General features: G+C 71.9%; 12 protein-coding genes and 1 pseudogene. 8 read left to right on the top strand and 5 right to left on the bottom strand.

Annotated features, from left to right (window positions below; all coding sequences use genetic code 11):
* The first annotated feature begins 29 nt into the window (after window positions 1-29).
* Together ACYVF7_RS13385 and ACYVF7_RS13380 are read left to right on the top strand one after the other, a co-directional pair.
* Window positions 30-287: a hypothetical protein gene (locus ACYVF7_RS13385; RefSeq protein WP_460339371.1), complete on the top strand. Its 258-nt coding sequence runs from the start codon at window positions 30-32 to the stop codon at window positions 285-287.
* The gene (locus tag ACYVF7_RS13380) at window positions 284-784 is read left to right on the top strand and encodes a PIN domain-containing protein (protein ID WP_460339369.1); all 501 of its coding nucleotides are present in this window, start codon (window positions 284-286) and stop codon (window positions 782-784) included. Before ACYVF7_RS13385 ends, ACYVF7_RS13380 begins: the two co-directional genes overlap by 4 nt.
* A 299-nt stretch (window positions 785-1,083) precedes the next feature.
* Here the strand turns inward: ACYVF7_RS13380 and ACYVF7_RS13375 are convergent, their stop codons facing one another.
* The 5 genes and pseudogenes from ACYVF7_RS13375 to ACYVF7_RS13355 all read right to left on the bottom strand — a co-directional run bounded on the left by ACYVF7_RS13375 (window position 1,084) and on the right by ACYVF7_RS13355 (window position 6,843).
* Window positions 1,084-1,335 (bottom strand): hypothetical protein, encoded by a 252-nt coding sequence (locus ACYVF7_RS13375; RefSeq protein WP_460339367.1) that lies wholly within the window; start codon window positions 1,333-1,335, stop codon window positions 1,084-1,086.
* Window positions 1,336-2,684: 1,349 nt separating this feature from the next.
* Window positions 2,685-3,450 (bottom strand): annotated as a pseudogene (locus tag ACYVF7_RS13370) (bestrophin-like domain).
* Window positions 3,451-3,690: 240 nt separating this feature from the next.
* Complete coding sequence (locus tag ACYVF7_RS13365) at window positions 3,691-4,356, bottom strand: cutinase family protein (protein WP_460339365.1); 666 nt, start codon at window positions 4,354-4,356, stop codon at window positions 3,691-3,693.
* Window positions 4,357-4,584: 228 nt separating this feature from the next.
* Entirely contained in the window at window positions 4,585-5,781 is a 1,197-nt protein-coding gene (locus tag ACYVF7_RS13360) for a PucR family transcriptional regulator (RefSeq protein WP_460339363.1), read from the bottom strand.
* Between the two features lie 120 nt (window positions 5,782-5,901).
* On the bottom strand, window positions 5,902-6,843 hold the full coding sequence (locus ACYVF7_RS13355) for an acyl-CoA desaturase (RefSeq protein WP_460339361.1): 942 nt from the start codon (window positions 6,841-6,843) through the stop codon (window positions 5,902-5,904).
* A 229-nt stretch (window positions 6,844-7,072) separates the two neighbouring features.
* Here ACYVF7_RS13355 and ACYVF7_RS13350 point away from each other — a divergent pair, with 229 nt between their 5' ends.
* Genes ACYVF7_RS13350 through ACYVF7_RS13325 form a run of 6 tightly spaced genes read left to right on the top strand, consistent with a single transcriptional unit; the run spans window position 7,073 to window position 11,993 of the window.
* On the top strand, window positions 7,073-7,315 hold the full coding sequence (locus ACYVF7_RS13350) for a hypothetical protein (RefSeq protein ID WP_460339359.1): 243 nt from the start codon (window positions 7,073-7,075) through the stop codon (window positions 7,313-7,315).
* Between the two features lie 44 nt (window positions 7,316-7,359).
* The gene (locus ACYVF7_RS13345; protein ID WP_460339357.1) at window positions 7,360-8,226 is read left to right on the top strand and encodes an SIS domain-containing protein; all 867 of its coding nucleotides are present in this window, start codon (window positions 7,360-7,362) and stop codon (window positions 8,224-8,226) included.
* Window positions 8,223-9,104 carry an ROK family protein gene (locus tag ACYVF7_RS13340; protein ID WP_460339355.1) on the top strand — a complete coding sequence of 294 codons (882 nt, stop codon included), beginning with the start codon at window positions 8,223-8,225 and terminating at the stop codon, window positions 9,102-9,104. Before ACYVF7_RS13345 ends, ACYVF7_RS13340 begins: the two co-directional genes overlap by 4 nt.
* Complete coding sequence (gene nagA / locus ACYVF7_RS13335) at window positions 9,101-10,198, top strand: N-acetylglucosamine-6-phosphate deacetylase (protein ID WP_460339353.1); 1,098 nt, start codon at window positions 9,101-9,103, stop codon at window positions 10,196-10,198. Before ACYVF7_RS13340 ends, nagA begins: the two co-directional genes overlap by 4 nt.
* Window positions 10,195-11,256 (top strand): 1-phosphofructokinase family hexose kinase, encoded by a 1,062-nt coding sequence (locus tag ACYVF7_RS13330; RefSeq protein WP_460339351.1) that lies wholly within the window; start codon window positions 10,195-10,197, stop codon window positions 11,254-11,256. Before nagA ends, ACYVF7_RS13330 begins: the two co-directional genes overlap by 4 nt.
* Entirely contained in the window at window positions 11,166-11,993 is an 828-nt protein-coding gene (locus ACYVF7_RS13325; RefSeq protein WP_460339349.1) for a class II fructose-bisphosphate aldolase, read from the top strand. The genes ACYVF7_RS13330 and ACYVF7_RS13325 overlap by 91 nt, the downstream gene beginning before the upstream one ends.
* Window positions 11,994-12,010 lie beyond the last annotated feature (17 nt).

Below are 12,010 nucleotides of genomic sequence, written 5' to 3'. Positions count from 1 at the left end.
AATGCTACGCTGAGGCCTTGGAGGTCGATATGAGTACCAAGACCATTGGCTTTGCCGTCGCCGACGAGGACCGCGCTCTCCTCAACGAACTCGTCGACTACTTCGGCGACGGCAATCGTTCGGCATACCTCCGTGCGACCCTCCGCGTCATGGCATCGGTGAAACTCGCCGAAGAGCTTCGTGAGGCCCAGGCGTACGGCCAGCGCAAGCTCGCCGAGCAGGGGCTCGCGCTGGAGGACATCCCCGCACTCACCAAGAGGATCCTGAAGAGCAAGGATTCGCCGTGACCGCAGTGCCCGTCGTCTTCGACGTCAATGTCCTTGTCGGTGCGGTCGCGGGAGGTAACAGCCCGTTTCGATCATGGCCGTCACCGCCTCCGACGTCAGGCAACGCCTATGCGGACTGCATCGGCATCATTGTCGATGCAGCGGAGTTCTCGCTTTGGCTCTCACCACACATCCTGGAGAACACGACGCGAGTCCTCCAGGAAGGTCTCAAGTGGGAGCCCAACGACGCCGATGCCTACCTCGGTCTCCTCGCCCGCGCTGCTTCGCATAGCAGCGGCGGAATAGTCGACCCGCCGCGAACGGTGTCCGACTGCGCCGATTTCGAAGACAACGCCATCCTGGATCTCGCGGCCGAGACGGGTGCCCTGTTGATCGTCTCCGACGACGCCGACCTGACGAGCATGTCACCCTGGCGCGGTACTCCGATCCTCCGGCCGCGCGAGTTCGCGGCGAAGGTGGACGGCATGCGCCGTCATCGCCGCGGTCGGCAGCGGTGACCGCCGAAGGACATGCCGGCCCGGACGTTGGGCGTCCCCTAGGGCGGGGACGGCACGAATGCGCAGCCGGCTCTCCGAACCCTGAGTAACGCCCACAGCCTCACTGATCGCGCTCCTCCGAACCTCGCCGTCGGACACCTCCGCGCAGGCGAGGACGGCCGGGAACTCCGTGAGGCCGATGAGGCGGACACGCGTGCAGGGCTCGGTCGAGCCAACTCGGCCGGTATCACGCACGCCGCCGTGGGCGGACGATCGCCGTACGGGCGCGCCCGTACGGCTCTCCGTCACATGGCGCTGCGTCAGATGGCTGCGAAGGCGACCCCCGCGGCGACAGCGATCATCACCGTGAGGACGACCAGGACCGTGAGCGTGGCGAGCGGCTTCTTCCGCCGCGGCAGGTGCACGGCCTCAGGCTTCTGCGTTGGCGCCGGCGCGAACGACGACGGAGCCGGGTGTCGGCTCGGCGCGGTGCGCGGCGGCGTGGCCGCCGGACGTGCGGGCGCCGGCCGCAGGGCGACCGGGCGTACCGGCGCGACCGGTGCGGTGGGCACGGCAGGAGACGGTGCGGTGTGCGGTGGCCGTACGGGCGGAGGCGTCGTCGGCGGAGAGGCGGGCGGCGAGGTCGGAGGAGACGTGGGAGGAGATGTGGGCGGGGGTGTCGGCGGCGCCGGATTGGCGGGAGCCTCACACTCGCCGACGGCGAGGCGGACGTCGAGGGCATGGAGCAGGTCGAGGTCGACACAGATCGACAGGCCCAGGGAGAGGATCGGCGCCGGGCCCTCGTACTCCGCGCTGGAAAGACGCCGACGGCCGACCTCACCAGGAGCGGCGAGAGGCCGATCGCTCGGCCCGCCGGACTCGGTACCTCCCCCGGAACGCCGACCCGTCGGCCCGTCGGAGTCACCAAACCCCCCGGAGCCCCGACCGTTGAGCCCGTTCGAGTCGCCAGGCCCTCCAGAACGCCGATCGCTCGGCACTCCCGAGTCGTCACGCCTCCCGGAACGCCGATCGCTCGGCTCATCGGCATCGTCGTCTGGGGCGCGGTCGCCGAGACGCGCGCCGCCCGCGCGAGCCGAGCCCGTCTGACCGCCCTGGCCCGGATGACGTGAGCGGGCCGGATCTGCGGGCGCCTGCTGAGCGGCGGGCATGTTCGACGAGGCCGGTGGCCGTACGAGACCGCCGGCGGATGGGGCTTCGAAGGGCAGCAGTGCGGAGATGGGCCACGTTGGATCGGGTACGTCGGCCATCGGGCGCGAAGCATCGGACCCGGACGGCCACGCGCCATCCAGCGTGCGAGGCACCCTCGAGTGCTCGGGCCGGCCTTGTCAGAGCGAGCCGATCCGCCCGACTCCGTCGACGTGCGTGCCCCGGCCGAAGAACCCGACCTTGCCGATGAGCCCGACTTCGCCGACCCGGTCGAGCGCCCCCCGGCCGGGCGCGACCCCGCCGGCGCCGCCGCCCCCGTGGATGAATCCGATCTGGCCGAGTGCGATCCGGTCGACGACGCCGACTCCGTGGATGAACCCGACCTGGTCGGCTCGGTCGACCCAGCGGATTTACCCGACCCCGCCGACAGACTCGCCCCTGCCGATTCACCAGAGCCGGCCGATGGGGCCGCCTCGGCTGGCCCGTCAGATGAGGCCGATCGGCGCGACGAGGAAGTCCCGCCCGATCGGGCGGACGAGGTGGACCGGGCCGAGGAGGCCGACCGGGCTGAGGAATCGGACCGGGCCGAGGAGGCCGCCCGGCTCGACGGGTCGGAGCGGCGGGTTGCGGGGGTGGATCGGGTCGGGGTGCGGGAGCGGGTGGACTTGGCGCCGTCGTCGGCCAGTGCGGGGGCGGACGTCAGCCCGATGAGAGCACCCGTCGCGAGGAGGCTGATGCTGCGCGTGCGCATGGGTCACCGGCTCTCGGGGATGCGGGGGAACTCCTGCTGGGCCGACGTGAAGGCGTCCGGCTTGACGCGCAGGGCGCCGCGGAACACGTGGGAGATGTCGAACGAGAGGTAGACGCCGACGGTGAGCATGGCCGTCATCGCCGCCGCCGGGATGAGGGCCATGCCCCGGGGCCGGGCGCCGGCCAGGAACGGGAACGCGCACACGAGGATCGCGGTGATGATCGTAAGGATCATGAGGCCCGCAGGCGGCTGGGACTTGGCGTCCACCGCCCGCTGACCGCGTGCGGCCGACATGTCCCGGATCCGGTCGAGGACGGTGCTCCGGGCGGTCTCCGCCGCGCTGCCCGAGACCTGGAGGCCGGTGACCTGGGCCCGCAGGGTGTCCAGGCGCGCCCATCCCTCCTGGCTGACCGCCCTTGGCCATGACCTTCCACTCGTCGTCGACGATGAAGCGGACGTAGTCGCGCAGCGATGCCTGGACCTGGGTGCCGGCGGGTGCGGGGAGGGCGGCGGCCGCCCAGTAGGCGTCCATGATCGCCTGACTCTCCGCCTGGGTGTTCTGCCGGGCGGAGTCGGCCGCGGTCCATGGGAGGACGATGGCGATCGCGAAGGCGAGCAGGAACAGGGAGGACAGCATCGAGCCCGCGTGTCCTGCGGTCGTGCTGCCCGGGCCCCGGTCGTCGGCGCCGTGGCGTGACTTGCGGAAGAGGAACGCGGCTGCGAACACGGCCCCGACGGCCGCGACTACAGCGAGGGTGAACACGAGCATGACCGTCTCCATGGCTTGCCGTTGATGAGACGCGCATACGCGGACCTGCTGCGTACCGTCACATGACTATCACACTACGTATTCATTTTGTAGCGCCTGCGCGAACTCGCACCGAGGGAGCACGTCGCAGCGGATCCGCCGGCCGTATCGGGACATCCGAGCGGTCGGACCCCGCACGGACGGGAACGGCGGAGGGCGCCGGTCAGCGGACCGACGCCCCCGAAAAGGTTCTCGTCAGGCTCAGGAGAGCCGGGCCGCCGCGAAGGTCGCGGCGGTGCCCGCGTCGTTGCCGTAGCTGAGGTGGGCGGAGACGTCCGTGCCGGCGCCGCAGACGGGGTCGCCGTTCGCGCAGAAGTCGTCGGTGCGCGAGGCGTACGTGCCGGTGACGCTCTTGCCGATCGCTCGGATCGGGTTGCCGAACAGGAGGACGGCGGCGACGCGGGGCTCGATCGACGCCGGGATCGTCGCGACGATGGCGCCGCCGACGACGGCGCCGTCACTGCTGATGCCGATCGAGTTGTCGACGACATTGGCGCCCTGCGAATAACCGACGAGGATGAAGCGCTGGTTCGGGCAGGCGGCGGCCTGTTTCGTCACGTGGTCGACGAGGTCGGCATTTCCCTTCTGCGCCGAATTCGGGTTCGAGTAGACGTCGAGGTTGGCCGGATAGTTGACCGGATAGCTGCTGGTGGTCTTGCTGGTCACCTTCTGCTGGACGGCGGAGTAGACCGGGTCGCCCACGATGAGACCGAGGGTGCCGGGTTCGAAGGTTCCGCGGGCGACGACCACGTCAACGTCGGCGCAGGTGGCCGCGCGTGCGGTGGTCGCGGTGGCGGTCGCGGCGACGCCGCCCGCGGCGAGGGCGACGACTGCGACGGCGGCGTGTGCCGCGGTGCGGTGGGTCATCCGAGAGCGGGGGGAGAACACGGAAATGCCACCTCCTCGCACTGACGCGTGACGTCAGTGGGGGTAGCGCGCGAATGAGCGGGAGACGCGCGCTACCCCTTTCCAGTAGGACATCGGCCTCATCGCTGTGGAGCGGGCCGATCGAGGAGGACGTTAACGGGTGGGAAACACGAAGGTAATACTATTTTCTGACAATCGAGTTGACATTCTTGTAAAGAAAACGAAATCTCAGGTCTCGCGAATGCGGGCCAGTGCCAGCCACGCGTGCAGTGCCATCTCCAGCGCGAGTTGCTGGTCGGTGTCGTAGAGCCGTTCTCCGAACAGTTCCTCGAGCTGCCGGAGCCGGTACCGCACCGTCTGCGGGTGGATGTGCAGGCGCTCGGCGGCCTCGTTGGCGTTGAACCCGCGCTGCAGGCAGGCGAGGAGCGTCTCCGCCAGGCGTTCGCGCTGTCCGGGCCGCAGGGTCTCCAGGGGGGCGAGCCGGGTGGCGGCGACGTTCTGGATGAAGCCCTCGTCGCGGAAGACGACGAGCGTCGACTCATGGTCGTTGCAGCGGATCAGGCCGTCGCGGGGGATGATCCCGCGACGGGCCAGGGCGAGGGCCTCCCGGGCCCACCGCAGCGAGTTCGCCGCGCCCCGCAGGGGGACGGTCGGTCCTACGGCGGTGATCCAGTCGACGTCGATGGCCTCGAGGATGCGGGAGCGGCCCGGGCCGTCCGGATCCGGGAGGAGCAGGTACGGCTGCGGGCATTCGGTGTCGACCAGCACGTCCGGCGGGAGCGTCAAGGGCGTGAACTCGTCCGGTTTCCGTTCGAGGAGCGCGACGCCGGCGACCGTACGGGGCAGGGCCCACCCGGCCATCCGGGCGACCTCGGCGATCTCCTCCGAGGACGCCGGTGAATCGGACAGCAGCAGGCCCAGAAGTCTTCGCCTGCGGCGTTCGATCTCGCCGGCGGCCCGGCCGATCGCCTTGAGGTACCCCTCCGAGGCGGCCGCGGCGATCTCGTCGAGGAAGACGAAGATGGCCTCGGCGAGCGGGCCGAGGACGTCCGGCGAGTCGCACTGCTCGGCGATGCGCCGCCAGGCCAGCCGGGCGCCCACCCGCAGGGATCGCTGCAGGGCGTCGAGGCCGCGGCCCTGGTCGGCCTCCCAGGCGCCGATCGCCCGATACACCGAGGCGATGCTCTCCCACGGGGCGCGCGGGTTCTCCAGCAGGTCGACGAACTGCTGGAGCGCGGCCTCGACCGCGAGCCGCTGCTGCCGCCCGAAGACCTCGTCCTCCGGGCGGTCGAACTCGGGGACGTGGCTGCCGATCTCCACGACGACCTCGTCGACCAGCGGCCCGATGAGCGGACGCAGCCAGACGGCGGTACCCCGCGGGACGGCCAGCCACGGCCGGGACTCGGCGTCTTGTCTCCTCACCACGGTCACACCCCTTCACCGGCGGATCGTGCAGAACGGAAAGCGTCCTTCCTCCGCGACCACGAGCCGTCGACGGCAGCGGCCGGCCGAGGGCCCAGCCCCGGATCCGATGGACCCGACGGATCACTCGTCGCGGGCCCGTACGGCGAGCCGGTGTTCGTCCGGCCAGCGGACGTCGCGGGCCCAGCCGAGTCGTTCGAAGAGCCAGATGAGGCGGGCGCTGGAGTCCAGTTGGCCGCGCAGCACGCCGTGCCGCGCCGAGGTCGGGTCGGCGTGGTGGAGGTTGTGCCAGGACTCTCCGCCGGAGAGGGGGGCGAGCCACCACACGTTGCCGGAGCGGTCGTGGGACCGGAACGGCCGCTCCCCGCCGACGTGACAGATCGAGTTGATCGACCAGGTGACGTGGTGGAGCAGGCCGATACGGACAAGCCCGGCCCAGAAGAACGCCGACCAGGCGGCTCCCCCGTCCCAGGCGCCGCTTCCCCACAGGCCGCCCGCGACCGCGGGGCCGGCGAAGGAGAACAGCACGATCAGCGGCTGCCAGAGCGCGACCCTGCGAAGGTCGCGGTCGGCCAGCAGGTCGGGGACGTAGCGGCGCTGGTTGGTCTTCTCGTTGCTGAAGGTCCATCCGACGTGCGCCCAGATCATGCCTTTGACGAGCGCGGGGATGGAGTTGCCGAAGCGCCACGGCGAGTGCGGGTCGCCCGGCTTGTCGGCGAACTGGTGATGGCGTCGGTGGTCGGCGGCCCAGGTGATCACGTCGCCCTCGACCGCCATCGTCCCGGCGACCGCGAGCGCGATCTTCAGCGGTCGCGCGGCCTTGAACGCCTTGTGGGTGAACAGCCGGTGGTAGCCGATCGTGATCCCGTGCCCGGCGATGACGTACATCACCGCGCCGATGACCAGGTCGTGCCATGTCACGCCCCAGCCCCAGAACACGACGACGGACACGATCACCGCGACGAAGGGAATGCCCACGAAGATTCCGACGATCACCCGGTCGCCGGTCCCCATCCGCTCTCCCCAGGGAGCGTTCGCGTCGACGGCAACGGCCTGTTCCGCCATCTGACCCTCCTCATGACGCCTGGGTCAGCGGAACGTTACTGGCGAGTATCAATGTGAGCTACGCAACAATCCAACACCTCGCCGCCTACGGTCATCACAAAAGTGACAAGCGACGACAGAGTGCCGAACATCATCGTCAAGGCGGTGCACCGGGCCCTGAGCTCGGGTGATCGATCAGGGAGACACGTGGAATCGCATCCGGACTGCTCCGTACGATCGGCGCGCCGAGATGAGACCGGGCACCACCCGCGGAGGGCGCGCCGAGGCGCCGGCCACCGCGGACGCCGACGCGATCCTGGTCGACGGCGTGTGCGGGATCAGCGAGATCCACGCGGCGACGGGCGACAGGCCGCTGTCGTCCGACCGGATCGCCGGAGCACCGGCGATCACTCGTCATCTGCATACGGTGTACGTCCTGAGCGATTCCGCGTCCGCTCAGACTCTTGGCGAGGCCGTGCTCATTAGTGCATGATACGAGCACGAATCGCTCAAGAACGAGCAGATATGGAGGCGGTGTTGGCGCAACGACACGTCGTGGCCGAGATCGAGAGTCAGCCTTCCTGCTGGCGGCGGGCCGCCGACCGGCTGGGCGAGGCGCGGGGGGCGCTGCCTCGTGACGGTGAGCGCGTCGCCGTGTTCGGCTGCGGCACCTCGCTGTACATGGCCAGGGCGTACGCCGCGCTGCGCGAGAGCAGGGGCCTCGGCCTCACCGACGCCTTCCCCGCCTCGGAGCTGCCCTTCGGCCGTGACTACGACCGCTACGTCGCGATCAGCCGGTCCGGCACCACGACCGAGGTGCTCGAGGCGGTCGAACGGCTTCCGGAGGTCACCGCGATCACCGCGATCCCCGACGCGCCCTTCGCGGCGGGGACGCGCACGATCGTCCTGGACTTCGCCGACGAGCGGTCGGTGGTGCAGACCCGGTTCGCCACGACCGCGCTCGCGCTGTTGCGCGCATCTCTCGGCGACGCGGTACCCGCCGACGACGCCGAGCGGGCCCTGACCGAGCCCCTGGACCCCGCGTGGCTCGCCGCCGAGCAGATCACCTTCCTCGGCCGGGGCTGGACCGTCGGCCTGGCCGAGGAGGCCGCGCTCAAGGCGCGCGAGGCGGCGCAGCTGTGGACGGAGTCCTACCCGGCCATGGAGTATCGCCACGGCCCGATCAGCATCGCCCAGCCGGGCCGGCTGACCTGGATGTTCGGCGCTCCCCCGGACGGGCTCGCCGACGACGTCGCCGCGACCGGCGCGACGTTCGCGACCAGCGGCCTCGACCCGCTCGCGCACCTCATCGTCGCGCAGCGGCTGGCGGTCGCACATGGTGAGGCGAAGGGCCTCGACCCCGACCGCCCGCGGTCGCTGACCCGCTCGGTCGTGCTCAAGTGATCGTCGCTCTCGACGTCGGCGGCACATCGATGAAGGGCGCGGTCCTCTCTCCCGAACTCGACCGCGTCGCCTCCCTGCGCCGGCCCACGCCGCACGGCGACGCCGCGGTCGACGCCGTGCTGGAGACCGTCTCGGAGCTGGTCGGGCAGGCGGGCGACGCCCAGGCGATCGGCCTCGCCGTGCCCGGCATCGTCGACGACGAGCGCGGCGTCGCGGTCTGGTCGGAGAACATCGGCTGGCGGGATGTCCCCTTCCGCGATCTGATCACCGAGCGCACTGGCCTGCCGGTCGCGGTCGGCCACGACGTACGCGCCGGCGGGACCGCCGAGATCCGCCTGGGTGCGGCGCAGGGCGCCCGCAACTCGCTCGTCGTGGCCATCGGCACCGGCATCGCGGCGGCGATGGTGATCGACGGGCACCTGTGCGTCGCCGGCGGCTACGCCGGCGAGATCGGGCACATGTCCGTCGGGGTCGACGAGCCGTGCGTGTGCGGCGGCACCGGCTGCCTGGAGGCGGTCGCCTCCGCCGCCGCGGTCGGCCGCCGATACGCCCGCCGTACGGGCCGGGAGGCTGCCGCCGACGCGGTCGCCGCGCTGGTGACCGAGGGCGACGCCGACGCCGCGGCGATCTGGGCGGAGACGGTCGGCTTCCTCGGCACCGCCCTGGCCGCCGCGACCGCGTTGATCGCCCCCGAAGTGATCGTGATCGGCGGAGGCCTGTCCCGGGCGGGCGACCTCCTGCTGGACCCGCTCGACGACGACCTCGCCGGGCGGCTCACCTTCCATCGCCGGCCGCGCCTGACCATCGCGCGGTTCGGGGACGAGGCCGGGTGTGTCGGCGCCGGACTCTGGGCACGCGACCTATTGGAGCGACGATGACGATTCTCAGCGCGGACAAGGTCGTCACCCCCGGCGGCGTCCTCGAACCCGGATGGGTGAGCGTCGAGGGCGGCCGGATCGCGCGCGTCGAGCGGGGCCTGCCGGAGCGGACCGACCGGCATGTCCACGTGATCGTCCCCGGCTTCGTCGACATTCACTGCCACGGGGGCGGCGGCGCGTCGTTCGACTCCGCCGACCCGGAGGAGTGCGTACGGGCGGCGGCGTTCCACCTGGAGCACGGCACGACGACGCTGGTCGCGAGCCTGGTGACGGCGACACCGGACGAGCTCGAACGCCGGGCGTCCGTCCTCGCGGAGCTCGCCGACGACGGCGTCGTGGCGGGCGTCCACTACGAGGGCCCGTTCCTGTCGGTCGCCCGCAAGGGCGCACACGACCCCGCCCTGCTGCGCGCGCCGGACCCGGAGATCGTCGAGCGGCTGCTGAAGGTCCCGAACGTACGGATGATGACGCTCGCGCCCGAGCTCGACGGCGGCCTGGACGCGCTGCGCCGCGTCCGCGACGCCGGCGTGATCCCCGCCGTGGGGCACACCGACGCGACGTACGACGTGGCGCTCGAGGCCGTCCGGAGCGGCGCGCGGGTCGCCACGCACCTGTTCAACGGGATGCGCCCGCTCAACCACCGCGAGCCGGGGCCGATCCTCGCGCTGCTGGAGGCGCCGGACGTGACGGTCGAGCTGGTCGGCGACGGCGTGCACCTGCACCCGTCGATCGTGGCGCACATCGCCCGGACCGCGGGCAGCGCGCGGACGGCGCTGGTGACCGACTCCATCGCGGCGGCGGGCATGTCCGACGGCGACTACCGGCTCGGCGGCCTCGACGTGGAGGTACGCGACGGCGTGGCGCGTCTGGCCGAGGGCGGCTCGATCGCCGGGAGCACCGCGACGGCCGCGGCGATCTTCCGCCAGACGGTGCTGACGTCCGGCGTCGCGCTGGAGGACGCCGTACGGCTCGCCGCGACGACGCCCGCCGCGCTGCTCGGCCTCACCGACCGGGGCGCCGTCGTACCCGGGCTCCGCGCGGACCTCGTGCTCCTCGACGCGGATCTTCGGGTCGAGTCGGTGGTGACGGCGTGATCGTCACGGTCACGCCCAACCTCGCGCTCGACGTCACGTACGAGCTGCCGGAGCTGCGGCCCGGAGAGACCCACCGCGTCGAGAACGTCCACGCCCGCGCGGGCGGCAAAGGCGTGAACGTCGCCCGGGTCCTGCACGCGCTCGGCCACGACGTCCTCGTCGTCGGCCCGGCCGGCGGGCCGACGGGCGCGGCGCTGCGCGCCGACCTGGACGCCGCCGGGCTGGCGCACGACCTCGTCCCCATCGCCGGGGAGACCCGCCGTACCGTCACCGTCGTGGCCGGCGGTGACGCCACCCTGCTCAACGAGCCCGGCCCCACGATCACGCCGGAGGAGTGGGCGGCGCTGGAGGCGCGGATCCCCGACGCCGACGTCGTCGTCATCTCCGGCAGCCTGCCGCCGGGCGTGCCCGCGGACGCCGTCGCCCGGCTCGCCCGGCGCGACGCGCGGGTCATCGTCGACACGTCCGGCGAGCCGCTGCGGCACGCCGCGCCGTACGCCTGGGCCGTCAAGCCGAACGCCGTCGAACTCGCCGAGCTCACCGGCACGGCCGACCCGGTCGCGGGCGCCCGGTCGCTGGTCGCCGGCACCGGCGACCCGTCGCTGCTCGCTGAGCTCACCGGTACGGACCGTCCCGGCACCGGCGACCCGTCACTGCTCGCCGAGCTCACCCGCACGGACCGTCCCGTCACGGGTGGCCGGTCGCTCGGCGCGCCCGCGGTCGTCGTCTCGCTCGGCGCCGAGGGCCTGCTGGCCGTCGTCGGCGACGACGTGTACCGCGTGGCCCCACCCCAGGTGGTGACCGGCAACCCGACCGGCGCGGGCGACTCGGTCGTCGCCGCGCTCGCCGCCGGGATCGGCTCGCCCTGGCCGGACCTGCTCAAGGACGCCGCCGCGCTGTCGGCCGCGGCCGTGCTCGCACCCGTCGCGGGAGCGTACGATCCCGCCGCCTACGAAGGATTCCGCAGATGCCTCTCGTCTCCGCAGGAGAGATCGTCGTCGCCGGGCACGGTGTCGGCGCCTTCAACGTCATCCAGCTCGAACACGCCGAAGCGCTGATCGACGGGGCCGAGGCGGCGGGTCGCCCGGTCATCCTGCAGATCAGCGAGAACTGCGTGCGCTACCACGGCGCGCTGGAGCCCATCGCGCTGGCGACCCTCGCGGCCGCCCGCCAGTCGAAGGTCCCGGTCGCCGTCCACCTGGACCACGCCACCTCCCCCGAGCTCGTACGGGAGGCGGTGGAGCTGGGGCTGGGCTCGGTGATGTACGACGCGTCCGCCCTGGACTACGACGCCAACGTCGCCACGACCGCCGAGATGACCGCGTACTGCCACGAGCGGGACGTGTGGGTCGAGGCCGAGCTCGGCGAGGTCGGGGGCAAGGACGGCGTACACGCCCCGGGCGCGCGCACCGAGCCGGAGGAGGCCGCCCGCTTCGTCGCCGCGACGGGCGTGGACGCGCTCGCGGTCGCGGTGGGCACCTCGCACGCGATGACGGACCGGACCGCGGCCGTCGACCTCGACCTGATCGCACGGCTGAGGGCGGCCGTGCCGGTGCCGCTCGTCCTGCACGGGTCGTCCGGGGTGCCGGACGCCGACCTGACGCGCGCCGTCGAGGCCGGCATCGTCAAGGTCAACATCGCCACCCATCTGAACAAGGTTTTCACCGACGCGGTCCGGGGATACCTCGCCGACCATCCGACGGTGGTGGACACCCGAAAATATCTGGCACCGGGGCGGGACGCCGTGGCGCGCGAGGTGGCGCGGTTGATCGGTACGGTGCTCACCAGGGGCTGACGTGCCTTTTATCCTTC

This window comes from Actinoallomurus acanthiterrae, assembly GCF_054775715.1.
This window is presented reverse-complemented; position numbering and strand designations above follow the sequence as displayed.

Bases quoted from the DNA above. Each gene is read 5' to 3' on its own strand.
- ACYVF7_RS13385 (WP_460339371.1), top strand. From the start codon at position 30: ATGAGTACCAAGACCATTGGCTTTGCCGTCGCCGACGAGGACCGCGCT.
- ACYVF7_RS13365 (WP_460339365.1), bottom strand. From the start codon at position 4,356: ATGACCCACCGCACCGCGGCACACGCCGCCGTCGCAGTCGTCGCCCTC.
- ACYVF7_RS13355 (WP_460339361.1), bottom strand. From the start codon at position 6,843: ATGGCGGAACAGGCCGTTGCCGTCGACGCGAACGCTCCCTGGGGAGAG.
- ACYVF7_RS13350 (WP_460339359.1), top strand. From the start codon at position 7,073: ATGAGACCGGGCACCACCCGCGGAGGGCGCGCCGAGGCGCCGGCCACC.
- nagA (WP_460339353.1), top strand. From the start codon at position 9,101: ATGACGATTCTCAGCGCGGACAAGGTCGTCACCCCCGGCGGCGTCCTC.
- ACYVF7_RS13325 (WP_460339349.1), top strand. From the start codon at position 11,166: ATGCCTCTCGTCTCCGCAGGAGAGATCGTCGTCGCCGGGCACGGTGTC.